Source organism: Mesorhizobium sp. M0491 (assembly GCF_040321265.1).
GTDB lineage: Bacteria > Pseudomonadota > Alphaproteobacteria > Rhizobiales > Rhizobiaceae > Mesorhizobium.
Map to the genome: position 1 here is coordinate 298,181 of NZ_JAMYRE010000003.1, position 17,390 is coordinate 315,570.

The window sequence follows — 17,390 nt, forward strand, 5'->3', positions numbered from 1 at the left end:
TCAGAACAGGAGCATGTCCAGCGTGATCAAGGCCCGCATTACCGTCACCCTCAAGAACGGCGTGCTCGACCCGCAGGGCAAAGCGATAGAACACGCATTGTCGGGCCTTGGCTTCGGCGGCGTCGGCGCGGTGCGGCAGGGCAAGGTTTTCGACGTCGAACTGGCCGAAAGTGACAAGGCCAAGGCCGAAGCCGACCTCAAGGCCATGTGCGACAAGCTGCTGGCGAATACGGTGATTGAGAATTACGCGGTGGAGATTGCCTAAATTGAAAGCAGCCGTCGTCCTCCTGCCCGGCCTCAACCGCGACCGCGACATGATCGCGGCGTTGACCAAGATTTCGGGAACACCGCCAGTCACCGTCTGGCAGACCGACACCGAAATCCCCGATGTCGACCTGATCGCCATTCCGGGCGGCTTTTCCTTCGGCGACTATCTGCGCTGCGGCGCGATCGCTGCGCGCATGCCGGTCATGCGGGCAGTGGCCGAAAAAGCGGCCGCGGGCGTTACAGTCATCGGCGTCTGCAATGGTTTCCAAATCCTGGTCGAGGCCGGCCTGTTGCCGGGCGCCTTGATGCGCAACACCTCGCTGAAATTCGTCTGCCGGCAGGTGAAGCTCGAGATCACCAATGCCAACACCATGTTCACCCGCCGCTATCAGCCGGGCCAGATCATCCGCTCGCCGGTCGCGCATCATGACGGCAATTATTTCGCCGACGCCGACACGCTTGCCCGTCTCGAAGGCGAAGGCCAGGTGGTGTTCCGCTATGCGGAGGGCACCAACCCCAACGGCTCGATCAACGACATTGCCGGCATCGTCAACAGCCAAGGCAATGTGCTCGGGCTGATGCCGCACCCGGAAAACCTGATCGAAGCAGCCCATGGCGGCACCGACGGCCGCGGACTGTTCGAGAGCGCCCTCGGCATCGCCGCCTGACGATATCGAAGCGAACAGCTTGAAAACAGCCGGACATTCCTGTCTCTTTGGAGCAAGTCTGGTTCATTGGGGAGAGAGACGGTCATGAAACTCTATTCGCGGCCGTTGTCGCCCTACTCGTCGATCGTGCGGGCACTGGCCTACATCAAGGACGTACCACTCAAGATCATCGCGCCGCCGCCCGGTTTCCCCATCCCGGAAGAGTTTCGCGCCATCTCACCGATGAACCGGATTCCGGTTCTGATCACCGGCTCGGGCGAAACCATCGTCGAATCGGTGGTCATCGCCGAATATCTCGAGGAACGGTTCCCGGAACCGGCGCTGCTGCCGCCCGATTCCAAGGACCGCGCGCTGGTGCGTATGTTCGCCCGCATCACCGATCTCGATGTGCTGACACCGATGATGAAGCTTTTCGAGCTTCATTCCGTGCCGAAGCGAAACAATGCCGAGATCGACGCCCAGTTCGCCCGCCTACATCATGGACTGGCGGCGATCGAGGCCCGCATGGCGCAAGGGCCCTTCGCACTCGGCGACGACATTAGTTTCGCCGATGCCTGGCTGACGCCGACGCGGTTCATCTTCAACAATTTTCGCGTTATGACGGGACGCCACGACCTGCTCGACGCCTATCCGAAATTCGACGCCTACCAGCAGATCGCCTCGCAACACCCGGCATTGTCGCGGGTGTGGGGCGAGATGACCGATGGTTTGAAGATTTTTCTTTCCGAGCTTGAGATGGGTGCCGCTTGATCAAGTCGAAGACGATCGCGCTGGTCGCCGCGGCGGGCTTTGTGCTGGCATCCTGCCAGTCGACGCCAAAGAGCACGCCTGTTCCCTCAGGCAAAAGTGCTGCGCTGCTGGCCATGGAACAAGTGGCGATCGCTGCCCACAAATGCTGGATCGCCAGCAAGGACCCAGCCTTCAAACCGTACCAGATGGCCAATGAGCTGAATTCGTTCAGCGGCACGCCGCGTTTCCTGCTGGTGCCGGCCAAGCACTATGGCGGCAAACCTTTGCTCGTCGTGCAAGCGCAAGGCAATTCTAGCCGCGTCGACGTCTTCGGACCGCTGATGAACGATCCGCTCGGCGCCCGCATCGGCTCGGACATCGCCCGTTGGCAGGCCGGCAATCCGGCCTGCGCCGCGACGGCCTAGCCCGTGGGCCGGTTCCTGCAGATCGCGGGTCTGGTCATCGGTCTGGCCGGGCTCATCCTGCAGTTCTGCATCAGCATTCCGGCATCGATGGAAGCCGGCCGCAGCCTGCTTGGCTCAATCATTTTCGTCTTCAGCTTCTTCACCATCCTGACCAACATCGGCGCGGTGCTGGTGTACACGTCGCTGCTGTCACCCACCTTCTATGCCTGGCTGCCGGCCGTTGCAGGCGCGCGGATGCGCACCGGCGTTGCGGTTTCGATCGCGCTGGTCTTCATCATCTACGCAACGGTCCTGGCACAACTCTGGCAGCCGCAGGGGCTGTTCCTGCTCTGCGACGTCCTGCTGCATTATGTGACGCCGGTGCTCTTCGTGCTGTGGTGGTTGATATCGGGCGCTGACGGCAGGACGCGCTGGAGCGACATTTCCTGGTGGATGCTCTATCCCGTCGCCTATCTGATCTATGCGCTGGTACGGGCACCGCTTGCCGGCGAGGTGCCCTATCCCTTCCTTGACGTCGCCAAGAACGGTGCGCCCAGCGTTGCCATCTCGGCGCTGGCCATCACCGGACTTTTTCTCGTGCTGTGCGTGGTCGCCGTCCTTGCGGACCATGGCATTGCACGCATCAGGGCATCAAAACTCCGCTAGCTTTCAGTCCCAGAACGGCCTGATGCCCTCACGGTGGGCATCGCAGCGCGAGACGCCGATATCCTTGAGCTGATCATCGGTCATTTCCAGCAGCGCCAGCCGGCTGCGGCGGCGATCCAGCAGGCTGTCGATCCATCTCGCCAGCGATCTGACCAGACGCACCAGACGGCTGACAAAGCCGCTCCGGTCCGATGGACGTGTCGCTTGGCCCGATAACTCGGCGCTCGAATGACGGATTGTGGCGATTGTATTCATTTTCTTTCTACCAGAATTCCAAATTGTACCCTTTTTGGCACGCATCTGATATGTATTGACTCATGTATGGGTGCAATATAGAAAATTGTCACCATGACAAATTGGCTCCCCGACCTCACCACCGGCTCCGGCCCGCTGTATCAGCGGCTTGCGGATTCCATCGAAACGGACATCGACCGGGGGGTGATCGATGCCGGCGCAAAGCTGCCGCCGCAACGCGACCTCGCCTACGACATCGGCACCACCGTCGGCACGGTCGGCCGGGCCTATCAATTGCTGCGCGAGCGTGGGCTGGTGAGCGGCGAAGTCGGGCGTGGAACCTATGTGCTCGGCCAGCGCGCGAAGCCGGATTTTCCGGCTCCGGACGTCGGCGGCGAAGGCACACGCTATATCGATGCGCCTAAAGGCAAGCTGCGTTTCGACAGCACCGCAGCACCCGATATCGGCCAGGGCGACATCGTCGCCGGTGTCCTGTCGCGCACGGCGCAGGACCATCCACATGAGATTTCAAGCTACACGCGGGATTTTCCCGACCGCTGGTACGAAGCCGGCGCCCGCTGGTTGGCGCGCAATTCGTTTCGTCCGAGTGCCGACACCATCGTTCCCACGCTCGGCACCCATGCGGCGGTGATGGCGGCAATCGCGGCGCTCACCATGCCTGGCGACTATGTTGCCTTCGAGCACCTCACCTACTCGCAGATTTCCCGCAGTGCCGGCCTGATCGGCAGGCGCACCGCGCTGGTGGCATCGGACGAGGAAGGCATCGATCCGCAGGATTTCGAGCGCGTCTGCGCGCAAAAGCATCCCAAGATGATCTTCCTGATGCCGACTGCGCAGAATCCGACGCTGGCCACCTTGTCGGCGGCGCGCCGCGAGGCGATCGCCCATGTCGCACGCGAATACAACGTAGTCCTCATCGAGGACGACCTCTATGGCAATCTGGCCGATGACCCGACACCATTGCTGGCCGAGTATGCGCCTGAACGCACCATTGTCGCGGGCGGCCTGTCGAAGTCGGTCGCAGCCGGTGTACGCGGCGGCTGGCTTTCTTGCCCGCCCGCCTACCGCCACCGCATCCGTGTCGCTCACAAGATGATGACCGGCGGCATGCCCTTCCTGCTGGCGGAGGTGAATACAAGGCTGGTGCTGTCAGGTCAGGCGGATGAGATACGCAAGCGCAGCATCGCCGAAATCGGCGCCCGCATCGCCATCGTGCGCGAGACTTTGGCCGGCTTCGCATTCAAGTCGCATGACAGGGTGCCCTTTGTCTGGCTGACCCTGCCCGACCCCTGGCTTTCCGGCACCTTCAAGAACGCCTGCCTTGAGCACGGCGTGCTGATCGACGATGAGGACGAGTTCAAGGCCGGCCGCTCCGAGCAGGTTTTCCATGGCGTCCGCTTTGGCGTTTCGCAGCCGAGACAGCGCGAGGACATAGCCGAAGGCGTCGCGGCGATCCGGCGACTTCTCGATGAAGGCCGCGCCGGCTACGACAGCTTCTCCTGACACTGCGTGGCTTTGTCCGGTTTTCCGTCGTTTTTCGTCGATCCATGGGTGTATCGGCCGCGAGGCTTGCGATAAGACGGGACTCAAAATCCCAACGTCCCGGATATAAATCGCCGCCCATGACCATTTCCAATTCCGTGCCGATCACCCCCGAGCTCATTGCCTCACACGGGCTCAAGCCCGACGAGTATCAGCGCATCCTCGACCTCGTCGGGCGCGAGCCGAGCTTCACCGAACTCGGCATCTTCTCGGCGATGTGGAATGAGCACTGCTCCTACAAATCCTCGAAGAAGTGGCTGCGCACGCTGCCGACCACCGGTCCGCAAGTCATCCAGGGGCCGGGCGAGAATGCCGGCGTGGTCGACATCGGCGACGGCGACTGCGTCGTCTTCAAGATGGAGAGCCACAACCACCCGTCCTATATCGAGCCCTACCAAGGCGCGGCGACCGGCGTCGGCGGCATATTGCGCGACGTCTTCACCATGGGCGCGCGGCCGATCGCGGCGATGAATGCGCTGCGCTTCGGCTCGCCTGACCATCCCAAGACCCGGCACCTCGTTTCAGGCGTGGTTTCCGGCGTCGGCGGCTATGGCAACGCCTTCGGCGTGCCGACAGTCGGCGGCGAGGTCAATTTCGACGCCCGCTACAATGGCAACATCCTGGTCAACGCCTTTGCGGCGGGCCTTGCCAAAACCGATGCGATCTTCCTGTCGGAAGCCAAGGGCGTCGGCCTGCCGGTCGTCTATCTCGGCGCCAAGACTGGCCGCGACGGCGTCGGCGGCGCCACCATGGCTTCGGCCGAATTCGACGACAAAATCGATGAGAAGCGCCCGACAGTGCAGGTCGGCGATCCCTTCACCGAAAAATGCCTGCTGGAAGCCAGCCTCGAACTGATGGCCTCGGGCGCCGTCATCGCCATCCAGGACATGGGTGCCGCCGGCCTCACCTGCTCGGCGGTCGAAATGGGCGCCAAGGGCGACCTCGGAATCGAGCTCGATCTCGACAAGGTTCCTGTGCGCGAAGAGCGCATGAGCGCCTACGAAATGATGCTTTCGGAAAGCCAGGAGCGCATGCTGATGGTGCTGCGCCCGGAAAAGGAAAAGGAAGCCGAGGCGATCTTCCACAAATGGGGGCTCGATTTCGCCATCGTCGGCAAGACCACCGACGATCTGCGCTTCCGCGTTCTGCACCAGGGCGACGAGGTCGCCAACCTGCCGATCAAGGATCTTGGCGACAAGGCTCCGGAATATGATCGGCCGTGGACCGAACCGAAAAAGCCGGCGCCGCTGGCCGCCAATGACATTCCGCAAGCCGACGTTGCAGACGCGCTGCTGAAGCTGCTCGGCGGGCCCGACCTGTCTTCGCGGCGCTGGGTGTGGGAACAGTATGACACGTTGATCCAGGGCAATTCGCTGCAGCTTCCAGGCGGCGATGCCGGCGTGGTCCGGGTCGAAGGCCATGCGACCAAGGCGCTCGCCTTCTCCTCCGACGTGACGCCGCGCTATTGCGAGGCCGACCCCTATGAGGGCGGCAAGCAGGCGGTGGCCGAATGCTGGCGCAATTTGACCGCCACCGGCGCTCTGCCGCTGGCCGCAACCGACAACCTCAATTTCGGCAACCCGGAACGGCCTGAGATCATGGGCCAGCTGGTCGGCGCGGTGAAAGGCATAGGCGACGCCTGCCGTGCGCTCGGATTCCCGATCGTCTCCGGCAATGTCTCGCTCTACAACGAGACCAACGGCCAAGGCATCCTGCCAACCCCGACCATAGGCGGCGTCGGGCTGATCGCCGATTGGTCGAAGATGGTGCGGATCGGCTTTGCGGCCGAGGGCCAGATGATCCTGCTGGTCGGCGCACCGGCGTCCTGGGGAACGCATCTTGGCCAATCGGTCTATTTCAGGGACGTACACGGCCGCACGGATGGCCCGCCGCCGCCGGTCGATCTCGATCACGAAAAACGCGTCGGCGACCATGTGCGAGCGCTCATCGCCTCCGGCATCGTCACGGCGGCGCACGACGTTTCCGATGGCGGTGTCGCCGTTGCACTTGCCGAGATGGCGATGGCGTCCGGAATCGGCGCCGCCGTTCCCGGGCTTGTCGGCACCGACCCGATCCCGGTCTGGTTCGGCGAGGATCAGGGCCGTTATCTCCTGACGCTGTCGATCGATCCGCATGGTGACGAATGGGACGCCATTCGCAAGCAGCAGGGCGAACTCGGCATCTTCGCGCCGTGGATCGGCTCGACCGGGGGCAACGCGCTGAAGCTTGGCGACGCCAGGGCAATCCCGGTCAGCGAACTCTCCGCGGCGCACGAAGGCTGGTTCCCCCGCTTCATGGACCAGGCCAGTTGACGAGAGCATGATCCCGAAAAGTGGGAACGGTTTTTCGGGAAACTCATGATCAATCACAGGAAACTGGCTGCCCGGGCGCTGCTTGCAGTCGTCTTCTGGCCGTCGTTGTTCTTCTTCTGGTTCCTGGGACCGTTCGTCTTTTTCCTGCTGTCGACAACCTCAAGCGAGGTATGCATGCGGCTGGAAACGCGCGCGGAGTTCCTTGCCGCGGCCAATGGCGCCATCCCCATGCTCATCGCGCAGAATCTCATCTACGCGGTCCCGATCGTCTGCCTGGTTCTGTGGGACCGCCTGGCGCCGGATCCGGCACGGGCAAGGCACATTGTCACCTGCATCAAGCTTTTTGCCAGCGCGGTGGTCGTAGGCGCGATGTGGGAGTACGGCTCGTCGCTCATCTGCGACGGCTATGGCGAGGGCTTCTTCTCGCCAGCTTGGCAAATGACGAGTTACCTTCCCATTGTCAGTCTCGTGCTCAACGTGCCGCTCTACGTGCTGGCCTTCAGCCTTGGCCGCGCCTTCTCGACACGCGAGGACATTGCCGAGGATGAAGCAAGCCCACCGGTCTAGTCTTTCTCTGAAGCCATCGAACCGTCTTGCCGTTGGTGGGACAGAACGGCTTCAATCCGGACCGGAAAGGCTTTAGGCTCGCCCGACTCTCATCTTATGGCCGGCTGCCGGCCGCTCGAAACAGGATTTTGCCATGGCAATGGATGCCCACGACATCGAAAAACTGATCAAGGACGGCATTCCGGACGCCAAGGTGACGATCCGCGATCTCGCCGGCGACGGCGACCATTATGCGGCCGAGGTGGTGGCCGAGAGCTTTCGAGGGAAAAGCCGCGTGCAGCAGCACCAGATGGTCTATGACGCGCTGAAAGGAAATATGGGTGGCGTGCTGCACGCACTGGCGCTGCAGACCAGCGTTCCTGACTGAGCCGCACCGGAACAACCGCAACCACGCGGATCAGTGTCGAGAGAACCGCTTGGCCCAACACGGCTCATCCTTTGCGCCATTTCAGCCACGGCACGGCTAACGTCTTGTTTCGAGCAATCGTTGGGTTTATTTGAAGGGATATGTTTCGAGCCTGACTCCCACAGGCGGGAAAGGATTTTCCATGAGCGGTATCAACGACTACATCGACAATGAAGTGAAGGGCAACGACGTCGTCCTTTTCATGAAGGGCACGCCCGGTTTCCCGCAATGCGGATTTTCCGGCCAGGTCGTCCAGATCCTCGACTATATCGGCGCCGACTACAAAGGCGTGAACGTTCTGGACTCGGCTGAACTGCGCCAGGGCATCAAGGAATACTCCAACTGGCCGACGATCCCTCAGCTCTACGTCAAGGGCGAATTCGTCGGCGGCTGCGATATCATCCGCGAGATGTTCCAGGCCGGTGAGTTGCAGACGTTCCTGGTCGAGAAGGGCGTCAGCGTCAAAGGCGCCGCCTGATTTCTGTTTTGTGCATATTGCCATCCGAAGGTTGATTTTGATTTTCGGGGTCATGCACAAAGGCGCCGGGAGCAGCCCACCTCGGCAATTTTCATGTCCTGAACCCAGGACCAAGACGAGCCAATGCGCCGGCCCGCCGGCGCATTTTCGTTTGAAAGATCGGACTTGCCGTGGACCAGTCAAAACCAGAGCCGCAATCGGCAAGCAAACTGCCCATTCCGCGCTGGGAGTTCATAGCCCTATGCGCGGCGCTGATGGCGCTGAACTCGCTGGCCATCGATATCATGCTGCCCGCGCTGCAGCAGATCGGCGCCTCGCTCGGCGTCGAAAATGAAAACCACCGGCAGTACGTCATAACGGCCTACATTCTGGGCTTCGGCGGCGGACAGTTGTTCTTCGGGCCGATCTCGGATCGCTTCGGGCGTCGCGCACCGCTGGTCGCCGGGCTGGTGATTTATGTCGCCGCGGCGGCGGCTGCCGCCATTGCGCCAAGCTTTGAAACACTTCTGCTGTGCCGGGCCGTGCAAGGCATCGGTGCGGCCGCCACCCGCGTCATCGCCGTCTCGATCGTGCGCGATACGTTCGACGGCCGGCGCATGGCCGAGGTGATGTCGCTGATCTTCATGGTGTTCATGGCGATACCGGTCATTGCTCCCGGCATTGGCCAGTTCATCATGCTGTTTGCGACCTGGCATTGGATCTTTGTCACCATGGCCGTCGGTGCGCTCCTCGTCTCGGCCTGGTCGCTGCTGCGCCTGCCTGAAACGCTGCATCCCGAACATCGCCGGCCGCTGACCGTGAACTCCATTGTCGGTGGGTTTCGCATCGTGCTCACCAACCGCATTGCGATCTGCTATGCCTTCGCCAGCACCTTCATCTTCGGCGCCATGTTCGGCTTCATCGCTTCGGCGCAGCAGATCTATGTGGACATCTTCCATGTCGGCGAGATGTTCCCGGTCATCTTCGCCGGGGTTGCGGGCGTGCTCGCCTTCTCCAACTTTCTGAATTCGCGCCTTGTCGGCCGCATCGGCATGCGCCGCCTGTCGCAGAGCGCGTTGCTGCTGTTCCTGGTCATCAGCCTTGCCTGGCTGGTCGTTTCGCTGGAAATGAAGATGCCGCTCTGGCTGTTCATCACCTTCTTTGCCTGTGCCATGCTTCCGTTCGGTGCGCTCGGCGCGAACTTCAACGCGCTGGCCATGGAACCGCTCGGACAACTGGCCGGCACGGCGTCGTCGATCCTCGGTTTCATGCAGACGTTTCTCGGCGGCATTCTCGGCACGCTGATCGGTCAGGCCTTCAACGGCACGGTGACGCCGCTGGCCGCCGGCTTCTGCAGTGTCTCGGTCGCGGCGCTGCTGATGATCTTCATCGCCGAGCGCGGCAAGATGTTCCAGCCACAGAACCCGCCCGTTTCAGGGCACATCACCGACTTGCATTAGGACGCACCTTCAAGAGTTGCCGTGAACCGAGGGGCAAGCATGCGCCCTGCGATTGCTTCACCCATGCTGTCCGAAAAAGGCAATGGCAGAGCGTCATCAAGTGCCCTGAGGATGGATGCCACGAAGGCCCTGCTGCGCTGGGCATCGGTTCCCAGATCGGAATATGTGGCGCGAGGTTTGCCAATCAGTGTGCCGTTGCGGCGAAGCGAGAACCGCAGTGTCAGGGACATGCCCGCGGTTCCGGGTGGCGGTTTCCAGCAGGCATAGATAGCGTCCGACATCTCCCTTATCGTATCGACGGGATCGGAACTGCGACAGCTGCGCTCTTGCGATCTTGCTTCCTGGGAACTGGCAAACAGAGCGGCGGCAAGAGCCGTGGCGACAAATGCGAACCGAGGTTTCATTCGAGAGCCTCCGGATTTGCGTGAAATTGCACCGCTCCTTCGGCTAACGCAGCAATTAATCCTGTGCCGCCCAGAGTTCGCGGCGCAATTCGTGCCAGCTTTCGCGATCGGGCGCGACAAGCAGGCCGCCGCCGAGATGCGAGGGCAGATAGGTGCTGCCGTCGAAGCGCGCCGCGTGGCCGCCGGCCTCGGCATGGATCAGCACGCCGGCCAGATGATCCCACGGCATCAGCTTGTTGTAGACGACGAAGTGGGCATGGCCGCTCGCCAACAGGCGGTATTCGTGCGCGGCGCAGCGATAGGCGAATTGCGACAGGATCTTCGTCTGGTTGCGCGCCAGCCGCGACCGCTCCGGCTCGGCCATATATTGCCAGGAGACGGAGCCGGTCATCTGCGCGATCGGCGCAGGTGCCGCGACATGCACCTTCTCCAGGCTGCCATGCGCATGCCGGATATGGCTGCCAGCGCCCCTGGCACTGATCAGCCAGTCCTTGCCGACGGGATCGTGGATGATGCCGGCAACCGTCTCGCCCTGGACCACGACCGCCAGCATGACGCCGAACAGCGGCACGCCGGAGGCGAAGTTGAAAGTGCCGTCGACCGGATCGATGACGAAGGCCAGATCGGCATCGCCCAGACCATCGAGCAGTGCCGGATTGTCGGAACAGGCCTCCTCGCCGACGATCATCGCCTGGGGATAGCGCTCGCGCAGCCGCGCGGCGATCAGCCGCTCGGCATTGACGTCGGCTTCGGTCACCAGGTCGGCAGCCGACGTCTTCTGGCGGATGTCGCCCTCACCAAGCCGGCGAAAGCGCGGCATGATCTCGGTCAGCGCCGCCTCGGCCAGAATGCCGGCCAGCCAGTCGATCGCGGTGTCGTCAAATGTCATCGGAAATATCTTGCCTTGTGCTGAGGGTCTCATTGAGCGCAGCGAAGTCGAACAGCTTTCTGTCGAGCAGATGCGATGGCCTGCTGTTCGACAGCGCGCGCAGCATCGTATCCTTGCGGCCCGGCATGCGCTTTTCCAGGTCCTCGAGCATCGCCTTCATGGCGTTGCGCTGAAGACCTTCCTGGCTGCCGCAGAGATCGCAGGGAATGATCGGGAAATGCATGGCGGCGGCGAATTTTTCCAGATCGGCCTCGGCGCAGTAGCTCAATGGCCGCAGCACCATGACGTCGCCCTCGTCGTTGAGCAGTTTTGGCGGCATGGCGGCGAGACGGCCGCCATGGAAGAGATTCATGAAGAAGGTTTCGAGAATGTCCTCGCGATGGTGGCCGAGCACCAGCGCCGAGCACCCCTCCTCGCGCGCAATGCGGTAGAGATGGCCCCGCCTGAGGCGCGAGCAGAGCGAGCAATAGGTGCTGCCCGCAGGAAGCTTGTCGGTGACGACGGAATAGGTGTTCTGATACTCGATCCGGTGGGCAATGCCGTGGCTGTCGAGATAGTCCGGCAGGATATGTTTGGGGAAATTGGGCTGGCCTTGGTCGAGATTGCAGGCCAGAAGATCGACCGGCAAGAGCCCGCGCCATTTAAGGTCGAGCAGCACCGCGAGCAGGCCGTAGGAATCCTTGCCGCCAGACAGGGCAACGAGCCAGCGCTGGCCGGGCGTGACCATCGAGAAATCCTCGATCGCCTGCCGGGTCAGCCGCAGCAGCCGCTTGCGCAATTTGTTGAATTCGACCGAGGACGGCACGTCGGCGAACAGCGGATGGAAGCCGCCTTCGCTGTCGGCGATCGGTTCGATGTCTGGAAGCATGTTCATGGCATGTCGCTTTCAGTGGCCCAGAGCGCCGGATTAGCGGACATGACCGACAAAGAAAAGGCCGCCTCGACAGGCGGCCTTTGCTTGGTATCGCAGAACGCGCTCGTTTAGCGCGAATAGAATTCGACGACCAGGTTCGGTTCCATCTGCACGGCGAACGGAACGTCCGCAAGGCCAGGGATGCGCGAGAAGGTCGCGACCATCTTGTTGTGATCGGCTTCGATGTAGTCCGGCACGTCGCGCTCGGCGAGACCGACCGCTTCCAGAACGATGACCAGCTGCTTGGACTTTTCGCGCACTTCGACGACATCGCCCGGCTTGCAGCGATACGAGCCGATATTGACACGCTTGCCGTTGACGTTGACGTGGCCGTGGTTGACGAACTGACGGGCGGCGAAAATGGTCGGCACGAACTTGGCGCGGTAGACGACCGCGTCGAGACGCGATTCGAGCAGGCCGATCAGGTTCTCCGAGGTGTCGCCCTTGCGGCGGTCAGCCTCTTCATAGACCTTGCGGAACTGCTTTTCCGAAACATCGCCATAGTGACCCTTCAGCTTCTGCTTGGCGCGCAGCTGCAGGCCGAAATCGGAAAGCTTGCCCTTGCGGCGCTGGCCATGCTGGCCAGGACCGTATTCACGCTTGTTGACCGGGGACTTCGGGCGGCCCCAGATATTTTCGCCGAGACGGCGGTCGATCTTGTACTTCGCGGATTCGCGCTTGCTCATCGCATTCCCTTTTCAAAACAATACACCCGGAACCTCATGGTCCGGGTGAAGGAAACGCGCCCTCCTCTGGCCTCCGTTTTCGAGACCTGACAGGGTTTTCCCACGCAACGCGGCGGAAAACCCACGGGACACGTCAGTTCAAACAAGATAGTAGAATTGGATTTCCACGCATCTTGCGCACATAAAGAAAACCACCGGGCATTGCGGCCCGGTGTTGGGGCGCTGATTAAACGGAGATTTAACCGGTGTCAAGCTTGTGGCTGGCGTAGGCCATGGCGACGATATAGCGTCTCTGGGTTGAGTGCAGTGCCGGATGTGGCGGGAGGTTGCGCCAGCGGCATCAGGAAGGGACCGGAGCAGAGGAGCTACATTCGCATGAAGAAATTCTTCCTTACCCTGACAGGAGCCGCTGTGTTGGCGGGATCCATGGCGGTCCTGACACCGGAGCCGGCGGAGGCCAGGCATTGGCAAGGACACCGGCATCACCAGGCTTGCCGCATCGTGATCAAGAAGAAGGTTATCTGGCGGCACGGCCACAAGAAGGTCATACGCTACAAGATCAAGCGCTGCAGCGGGCGCTGGTAGGCTCCTATCCGGTCTCAGGCGGCCGATATCATTTCAAAGCCCGCGGTCTTGGCCGCGGGCTCTTTGATTCCGGATGCTTAACCCTTAGTCTTTCGACTTCTTCTCCGGCAGGCGCTTGCGCTTCGTCTCGGCGAATTCCTCGAGCTGCTTTTCGCTCATCGATTCGTACATTCCCTTGGAAGCGCCCTGGAGTTCGCTCTTCTTGGTCTCGCCGCGCTTGGCCGACAGAGCCGCGCCGGCGGCTTTCTGCTGGGCTTTCGAGGTGGCTGGCATGGCTCTTTCTCCCGTTAGAATCTGGAGAAAAACGCAACGACTGCCGTGATGTTCCGCTTCGGAATCACGACATCGCCAGCCCGAAGCCCTGTATTAGGCGACGGGTCGGAAAATCGGCTCTTTTCGATGTGAAGACGGCAAGGTCGGGGCCTTCAGGCAGCATCTCGCCACGACCGCTCGGATCGATGTCGGCGAGAAGCGACAGCGCCCGGCGCGCGATCGCTTCAGCGGGGTCGAGCCAATCGACCGGCCAGGGCGCCGTCTTGCGCATGCGATTGGCCAGAAAGGGGTAGTGTGTGCAGGCGAGCACGACGATATCCGTACGCAGCGCATCATGTTCGACGAAGCACGGCGTAATCTCGGTGCGCACGGCTTCTTCATCGACGAAGCCCTCACGCATGTAGATCTCAGCCAGTCCCGCCAGCCTGTCGCTGCCCACCAGGCGGACATGGCATTTCTGCGCCCATTTGCTGATCAGGTCGCGCGTGTATTGGCGCTTGACGGTGCCAGGCGTCGCCAGCACCGAAACCAGCCCTGAGCGCGTGCGTTCCGCCGCCGGCTTGATCGCAGGCACCATGCCGACGAAAGGATGCTCGGGAAATCTATCGCGCAACGCATCGATCACCAACGTCGAGGCGGTGTTGCAGGCGATGACGGAAATGGCCGGCGCAAAGCGCTCCAGCAGTTTGCCGAACAATTCGAGTATATGCGCCCTCAGCGCCGGCTCTTCCCAAGCGCCGTAGGGAAACGCAGCGTCGTCGGCGACATAGATGAAGCGGCGGTCGGGCATCAGCACGCGTGCCTCGCGCAGCACGGTAAGCCCGCCGATGCCCGAATCGAACATCAGGATCGGCCGCTCAGTCATTGTCGGTTCCTTTTCCGCCAAGCGGCGGTATGTCATCGTCCTTGCCGGTGTCGGCAAAGCGCGCCGCCTCCGCCTTGCGGGCACGCGCGGCGGCCGCGGGCAAGCGCCGCGGATCGTCGCCAGGGGACCCGTCGCCGCGCGGCATCGCCGGAGAAAACCTGTCGAGCGACGAGATGATGCCGCGCAGCACCTTGAGCTCCGGTTCGGCAAAGCCGGGGCGTGTGAGCACCGCGCGCAGATTGTCGACCATTTTCGGCTTCTTCGGCGCCGGCCGGAAATAGCCGCGCGCTTCCAATGCGCCTTCCAGATACGCAAACAGGCCGTGCAATTCTTCCTTGCTTGCCGGCTTCATGTCCGGGCCGGAAAAATTGGTCTTGGTCTCATCTTCCAGGCCGGACTTCATCCATTCATAGGACATCAGCAGCGCGGCCTGGGCGATGTTGAGCGAGGAGAAATCGGGATCGACCGGGAAAGTGACGATCTCGTCGGCCAAGCCGACCTCGTCATTGTAGAGGCCGAAGCGTTCGCGTCCGAACAGGATGCCAGTGCGTTGTCCCATTGCATGATGGGTCCGAAGCATCCTGCCCGCCTCCACCGGCCCGCGCACGGATTTGAAGCCGTCGCGCTGCCTGGCCGTGGTTGCGAAGACAAAATTCAAGTCGGCGAGCGCCGAGGCCAGGTCGTCGAACACTCTCACGGCGTCGATGACATGGTCGGCGCGGCTGGCCGCCGCGCGTGCCTTCTCGCTCGGCCAACCATCACGCGGGTTGACCAGGCGCAGCTCCGACAGACCGAAATTGGCCATGGCGCGCGCGACCATGCCGATGTTCTCGCCAAGCTGCGGCTCGACGAGGATGATCGCCGGGCCGGCGACTGCAATGCTATCGGGATCTTTGATGACGGGCATGATTGTCAATGAACTGCTGTTTGCGGCATTTCAGCGTCCCTGCCACATTCGGCCGGGAAAATGAAGCATTCGCAAATGACGACGGCTCTGGCCTCCAATTCGTGACCGATCGCCGTTTGCGTGGCCAAAAGCGCTTTGATATACGGGCGACATCTCCCGGCCCAACGCCACGCGGGCAAGGCCGTCCCATATCCCAGCAACGAGGCATTCTTTCCATGGCGAAGATCAAGGTGGCGAACCCGGTCGTCGAACTCGACGGCGACGAGATGACCCGCATCATCTGGCAGTTCATCAAGGACAAGCTGATCCATCCTTATCTCGACCTCAAGCTTGAATATTACGACCTCGGCATCGAGCACCGCGACGCCACCAACGACCAGGTGACCATCGATTCGGCCAACGCCATCAAGAAACACGGCGTCGGCGTGAAATGCGCGACGATCACCCCCGACGAGCAGCGCGTCGAGGAGTTCAAGCTGAAGAAGATGTGGAAGTCGCCGAACGGCACCATCCGCAACATCCTCGGCGGCACCATCTTCCGCGAGCCGATCATCATGAAGAACGTGCCGCGCCTGGTGCCCGGCTGGACCAAGCCGATCATCGTCGGCCGCCATGCCTTCGGCGACCAGTACCGCGCCACCGATTTCCGCTTCCCCGGCAAGGGCAAGCTGACCATCAAATTCGTCGGAGAGGACGGCCAGGTGATCGAGCACGATGTGTACGACGCGCCCGGCGCCGGTGTCGCCATGGCCATGTACAATCTCGACGACTCGATCCGCGAGTTTGCCCGGGCGTCGCTGAACTACGGCTTGCTGCGCAACTATCCGGTCTATCTGTCGACCAAGAACACCATCCTCAAGGCCTATGACGGTCGCTTCAAGGACATCTTCCAGGAGGTCTACGAGGCTGAATTCGAGGCCGAGTTCAAGTCGAAGAAGCTGTGGTACGAGCACCGCCTGATCGACGACATGGTGGCCTCCGCCCTGAAATGGTCAGGCGGCTATGTCTGGGCCTGCAAGAACTATGACGGTGACGTGCAGTCCGACACCGTTGCGCAGGGTTTTGGGTCGCTCGGCCTGATGACCTCAGTGCTGATGACACCGGACGGCAAGACGGTGGAAGCGGAAGCCGCGCACGGCACCGTCACCCGCCATTATCGCCAGCATCAGAAGGGCGAGGAAACCTCGACCAATTCGATCGCCTCGATCTTCGCCTGGACGCGCGGCCTCGCGCACCGCGCCAAGCTCGACGACAATGCCGACCTGAAGCGTTTTGCCGACACGCTGGAAAAAATCTGCATCCAGACGGTCGAGTCCGGCTTCATGACCAAGGACCTGTCGCTCTTGATCGGCCCCGACCAGCCCTGGCTGTCGACCACCGGTTTCCTCGACAAGATCGACGAGAACCTGCAGAAAGCCATGGCCTGACAAGTAAGCAAGATGGGCAAGCCCATCGTCTACGGGGCGGAGTACAGCGTCTATGTACGCATCGTCCGCCTCGTACTCGCGGAAAAAGGCATCGACTACGAGCTTGTGCCGGTCGATGTCTTTGCCGCCGAGGGCGTTCCCGCCTGGTATTTCGAGCATCATCCGTTCGGCCGCATCCCGGCCTTCGAGCATGACGGGTTTCGCCTTTTCGAGACAAGCGCGATTGCAAGATATGTCGACGAGGTGTTTGACGGGCCGGCCCTGCAAGCGACGGAGCCTCGCGGCCGCGCAACCATGAACCAGATCATCGGCATACTCGACGCCTACGCCTACAGGTCGATGGTCTGGGATGTCGCCGTCGAGCGGCTGGAGAAAGAGGCGCCAGACGAGGCGCTGATCGCCGGCGGGCTGCACCAGGCAGAAACGGCGCTGCGGGTGCTTGCCGCGCTCAAGGCTCCGGGACCGTGGCTGCTCGGCGATCAGCTGACGCTGGCCGACCTGTATGCGGCGCCGATCATTGCCTATTTCGTCAAGGTCAGCGAGGGGCAAAAGGTGCTGGCCGAGTTCCCTGATATCCTGGACTGGTATACGCGCATTGCGGCTCGGCCGAGCTTCGTGCGGACTGAAAAAGTCGGCTGATAAGAGACGTCCGCGGGACAGCGCCCGCCTCTGTCCTGCCGGACATCTCCCCCACGAGTGGGGAGATTG

General features: G+C 61.9%; 22 protein-coding genes. 14 read left to right on the top strand and 8 right to left on the bottom strand.

Going from position 1 to position 17,390, the window contains the following annotated elements:
• Positions 1–22 precede the first annotated feature (22 nt).
• The 5 genes from purS (at position 23) to NKI69_RS05425 (ending at position 2,734) form a co-directional block, all read left to right on the top strand.
• Positions 23–265, top strand: a complete 243-nt coding sequence (gene purS, locus NKI69_RS05405; RefSeq protein WP_023810342.1) for a phosphoribosylformylglycinamidine synthase subunit PurS — start codon at positions 23–25, stop codon at positions 263–265.
• 1 nt (position 266) lies between these two features.
• Entirely contained in the window at positions 267–935 is a 669-nt protein-coding gene (purQ, locus tag NKI69_RS05410) for a phosphoribosylformylglycinamidine synthase subunit PurQ (RefSeq protein ID WP_023810341.1), read from the top strand.
• An 84-nt stretch (positions 936–1,019) separates the two neighbouring features.
• Positions 1,020–1,685: a glutathione S-transferase family protein gene (locus tag NKI69_RS05415; protein ID WP_023810340.1), complete on the top strand. Its 666-nt coding sequence runs from the start codon at positions 1,020–1,022 to the stop codon at positions 1,683–1,685.
• Positions 1,682–2,089 carry a hypothetical protein gene (locus tag NKI69_RS05420; RefSeq protein WP_023810339.1) on the top strand — a complete coding sequence of 136 codons (408 nt, stop codon included), beginning with the start codon at positions 1,682–1,684 and terminating at the stop codon, positions 2,087–2,089. The genes NKI69_RS05415 and NKI69_RS05420 overlap by 4 nt, the downstream gene beginning before the upstream one ends.
• A gap of 3 nt (positions 2,090–2,092) precedes the next feature.
• The gene (locus NKI69_RS05425; RefSeq protein WP_023810338.1) at positions 2,093–2,734 is read left to right on the top strand and encodes a Pr6Pr family membrane protein; all 642 of its coding nucleotides are present in this window, start codon (positions 2,093–2,095) and stop codon (positions 2,732–2,734) included.
• 3 nt (positions 2,735–2,737) lie between these two features.
• On the opposite strand, the gene NKI69_RS05430 is transcribed toward NKI69_RS05425, so the two are convergent.
• The gene (locus NKI69_RS05430; RefSeq protein ID WP_352720345.1) at positions 2,738–2,989 is read right to left on the bottom strand and encodes a DUF1127 domain-containing protein; all 252 of its coding nucleotides are present in this window, start codon (positions 2,987–2,989) and stop codon (positions 2,738–2,740) included.
• A 93-nt stretch (positions 2,990–3,082) separates the two neighbouring features.
• Between NKI69_RS05430 and NKI69_RS05435 the strand changes: the two genes are divergently transcribed.
• The 6 genes from NKI69_RS05435 (at position 3,083) to NKI69_RS05460 (ending at position 9,733) form a co-directional block, all read left to right on the top strand.
• Positions 3,083–4,492 carry an aminotransferase-like domain-containing protein gene (locus NKI69_RS05435; protein WP_352720347.1) on the top strand — a complete coding sequence of 470 codons (1,410 nt, stop codon included), beginning with the start codon at positions 3,083–3,085 and terminating at the stop codon, positions 4,490–4,492.
• A 119-nt stretch (positions 4,493–4,611) separates the two neighbouring features.
• Entirely contained in the window at positions 4,612–6,843 is a 2,232-nt protein-coding gene (gene purL, locus NKI69_RS05440; protein WP_023810335.1) for a phosphoribosylformylglycinamidine synthase subunit PurL, read from the top strand.
• 45 nt (positions 6,844–6,888) lie between these two features.
• A complete protein-coding gene (locus NKI69_RS05445; protein WP_352720349.1) occupies positions 6,889–7,410 on the top strand; it encodes a hypothetical protein in 522 nt (173 codons plus the stop codon).
• Positions 7,411–7,543: 133 nt separating this feature from the next.
• Positions 7,544–7,777 (top strand): BolA/IbaG family iron-sulfur metabolism protein, encoded by a 234-nt coding sequence (locus tag NKI69_RS05450; protein WP_010909092.1) that lies wholly within the window; start codon positions 7,544–7,546, stop codon positions 7,775–7,777.
• A gap of 181 nt (positions 7,778–7,958) precedes the next feature.
• Positions 7,959–8,294, top strand: coding sequence for a Grx4 family monothiol glutaredoxin (gene grxD / locus NKI69_RS05455; protein ID WP_006332883.1), 336 nt, complete (start codon positions 7,959–7,961; stop codon positions 8,292–8,294).
• Positions 8,295–8,548: 254 nt separating this feature from the next.
• Positions 8,549–9,733, top strand: a complete 1,185-nt coding sequence (locus NKI69_RS05460) for a multidrug effflux MFS transporter (protein WP_245486115.1) — start codon at positions 8,549–8,551, stop codon at positions 9,731–9,733.
• Here NKI69_RS05460 and NKI69_RS33535 read toward each other — a convergent pair.
• The 4 genes from NKI69_RS33535 to rpsD all read right to left on the bottom strand — a co-directional run bounded on the left by NKI69_RS33535 (position 9,730) and on the right by rpsD (position 12,625).
• Positions 9,730–10,137 (bottom strand): UCP034077 family protein, encoded by a 408-nt coding sequence (locus NKI69_RS33535; RefSeq protein ID WP_127293481.1) that lies wholly within the window; start codon positions 10,135–10,137, stop codon positions 9,730–9,732. The genes NKI69_RS05460 and NKI69_RS33535 overlap by 4 nt on opposite strands.
• 55 nt (positions 10,138–10,192) lie before the next feature.
• Positions 10,193–11,026, bottom strand: a complete 834-nt coding sequence (locus NKI69_RS05470) for an inositol monophosphatase family protein (RefSeq protein ID WP_352610568.1) — start codon at positions 11,024–11,026, stop codon at positions 10,193–10,195.
• A complete protein-coding gene (gene ttcA / locus NKI69_RS05475) occupies positions 11,016–11,900 on the bottom strand; it encodes a tRNA 2-thiocytidine(32) synthetase TtcA (RefSeq protein ID WP_352720352.1) in 885 nt (294 codons plus the stop codon). Before ttcA ends, NKI69_RS05470 begins: the two co-directional genes overlap by 11 nt.
• A 107-nt stretch (positions 11,901–12,007) precedes the next feature.
• Complete coding sequence (gene rpsD, locus NKI69_RS05480; RefSeq protein WP_023759539.1) at positions 12,008–12,625, bottom strand: 30S ribosomal protein S4; 618 nt, start codon at positions 12,623–12,625, stop codon at positions 12,008–12,010.
• A 375-nt stretch (positions 12,626–13,000) separates the two neighbouring features.
• Between rpsD and NKI69_RS05485 the strand changes: the two genes are divergently transcribed.
• Entirely contained in the window at positions 13,001–13,210 is a 210-nt protein-coding gene (locus NKI69_RS05485; RefSeq protein WP_023810329.1) for a hypothetical protein, read from the top strand.
• 84 nt (positions 13,211–13,294) lie between these two features.
• On the opposite strand, the gene NKI69_RS05490 is transcribed toward NKI69_RS05485, so the two are convergent.
• The 3 genes from NKI69_RS05490 to NKI69_RS05500 form a co-directional block, all read right to left on the bottom strand.
• Positions 13,295–13,483 (bottom strand): DUF3008 family protein, encoded by a 189-nt coding sequence (locus NKI69_RS05490; protein WP_352720354.1) that lies wholly within the window; start codon positions 13,481–13,483, stop codon positions 13,295–13,297.
• 64 nt (positions 13,484–13,547) lie between these two features.
• Entirely contained in the window at positions 13,548–14,348 is an 801-nt protein-coding gene (gene murI / locus NKI69_RS05495; RefSeq protein WP_023810327.1) for a glutamate racemase, read from the bottom strand.
• Entirely contained in the window at positions 14,341–15,255 is a 915-nt protein-coding gene (locus tag NKI69_RS05500; protein ID WP_128303273.1) for an RNA methyltransferase, read from the bottom strand. Before NKI69_RS05500 ends, murI begins: the two co-directional genes overlap by 8 nt.
• Positions 15,256–15,470: 215 nt before the next feature.
• Between NKI69_RS05500 and NKI69_RS05505 the strand changes: the two genes are divergently transcribed.
• Together NKI69_RS05505 and NKI69_RS05510 are read left to right on the top strand one after the other, a co-directional pair.
• A complete protein-coding gene (locus NKI69_RS05505) occupies positions 15,471–16,682 on the top strand; it encodes an NADP-dependent isocitrate dehydrogenase (RefSeq protein WP_352720356.1) in 1,212 nt (403 codons plus the stop codon).
• A 12-nt stretch (positions 16,683–16,694) separates the two neighbouring features.
• Positions 16,695–17,321 (top strand): glutathione S-transferase family protein, encoded by a 627-nt coding sequence (locus NKI69_RS05510; RefSeq protein WP_352720358.1) that lies wholly within the window; start codon positions 16,695–16,697, stop codon positions 17,319–17,321.
• Positions 17,322–17,390: the final 69 nt, after the last annotated feature.

What these genes read in the sequence shown, in the direction of transcription:
- ttcA (WP_352720352.1), bottom strand. Translation starts at nt 11,900, where the DNA reads ATGAACATGCTTCCAGACATCGAACCGATCGCCGACAGCGAAGGCGGC.
- NKI69_RS05415 (WP_023810340.1), top strand. Translation starts at nt 1,020, where the DNA reads ATGAAACTCTATTCGCGGCCGTTGTCGCCCTACTCGTCGATCGTGCGG.
- NKI69_RS33535 (WP_127293481.1), bottom strand. Translation starts at nt 10,137, where the DNA reads ATGAAACCTCGGTTCGCATTTGTCGCCACGGCTCTTGCCGCCGCTCTG.
- NKI69_RS05505 (WP_352720356.1), top strand. Translation starts at nt 15,471, where the DNA reads ATGGCGAAGATCAAGGTGGCGAACCCGGTCGTCGAACTCGACGGCGAC.
- murI (WP_023810327.1), bottom strand. Translation starts at nt 14,348, where the DNA reads ATGACTGAGCGGCCGATCCTGATGTTCGATTCGGGCATCGGCGGGCTT.
- NKI69_RS05485 (WP_023810329.1), top strand. Translation starts at nt 13,001, where the DNA reads ATGAAGAAATTCTTCCTTACCCTGACAGGAGCCGCTGTGTTGGCGGGA.
- NKI69_RS05435 (WP_352720347.1), top strand. Translation starts at nt 3,083, where the DNA reads ATGACAAATTGGCTCCCCGACCTCACCACCGGCTCCGGCCCGCTGTAT.
- NKI69_RS05490 (WP_352720354.1), bottom strand. Translation starts at nt 13,483, where the DNA reads ATGCCAGCCACCTCGAAAGCCCAGCAGAAAGCCGCCGGCGCGGCTCTG.
- NKI69_RS05510 (WP_352720358.1), top strand. Translation starts at nt 16,695, where the DNA reads ATGGGCAAGCCCATCGTCTACGGGGCGGAGTACAGCGTCTATGTACGC.
- NKI69_RS05445 (WP_352720349.1), top strand. Translation starts at nt 6,889, where the DNA reads ATGATCAATCACAGGAAACTGGCTGCCCGGGCGCTGCTTGCAGTCGTC.
- NKI69_RS05430 (WP_352720345.1), bottom strand. Translation starts at nt 2,989, where the DNA reads ATGAATACAATCGCCACAATCCGTCATTCGAGCGCCGAGTTATCGGGC.
- rpsD (WP_023759539.1), bottom strand. Translation starts at nt 12,625, where the DNA reads ATGAGCAAGCGCGAATCCGCGAAGTACAAGATCGACCGCCGTCTCGGC.
- grxD (WP_006332883.1), top strand. Translation starts at nt 7,959, where the DNA reads ATGAGCGGTATCAACGACTACATCGACAATGAAGTGAAGGGCAACGAC.
- NKI69_RS05470 (WP_352610568.1), bottom strand. Translation starts at nt 11,026, where the DNA reads ATGACATTTGACGACACCGCGATCGACTGGCTGGCCGGCATTCTGGCC.
- NKI69_RS05500 (WP_128303273.1), bottom strand. Translation starts at nt 15,255, where the DNA reads ATGCCCGTCATCAAAGATCCCGATAGCATTGCAGTCGCCGGCCCGGCG.
- NKI69_RS05460 (WP_245486115.1), top strand. Translation starts at nt 8,549, where the DNA reads ATGGCGCTGAACTCGCTGGCCATCGATATCATGCTGCCCGCGCTGCAG.
- purL (WP_023810335.1), top strand. Translation starts at nt 4,612, where the DNA reads ATGACCATTTCCAATTCCGTGCCGATCACCCCCGAGCTCATTGCCTCA.
- NKI69_RS05450 (WP_010909092.1), top strand. Translation starts at nt 7,544, where the DNA reads ATGGCAATGGATGCCCACGACATCGAAAAACTGATCAAGGACGGCATT.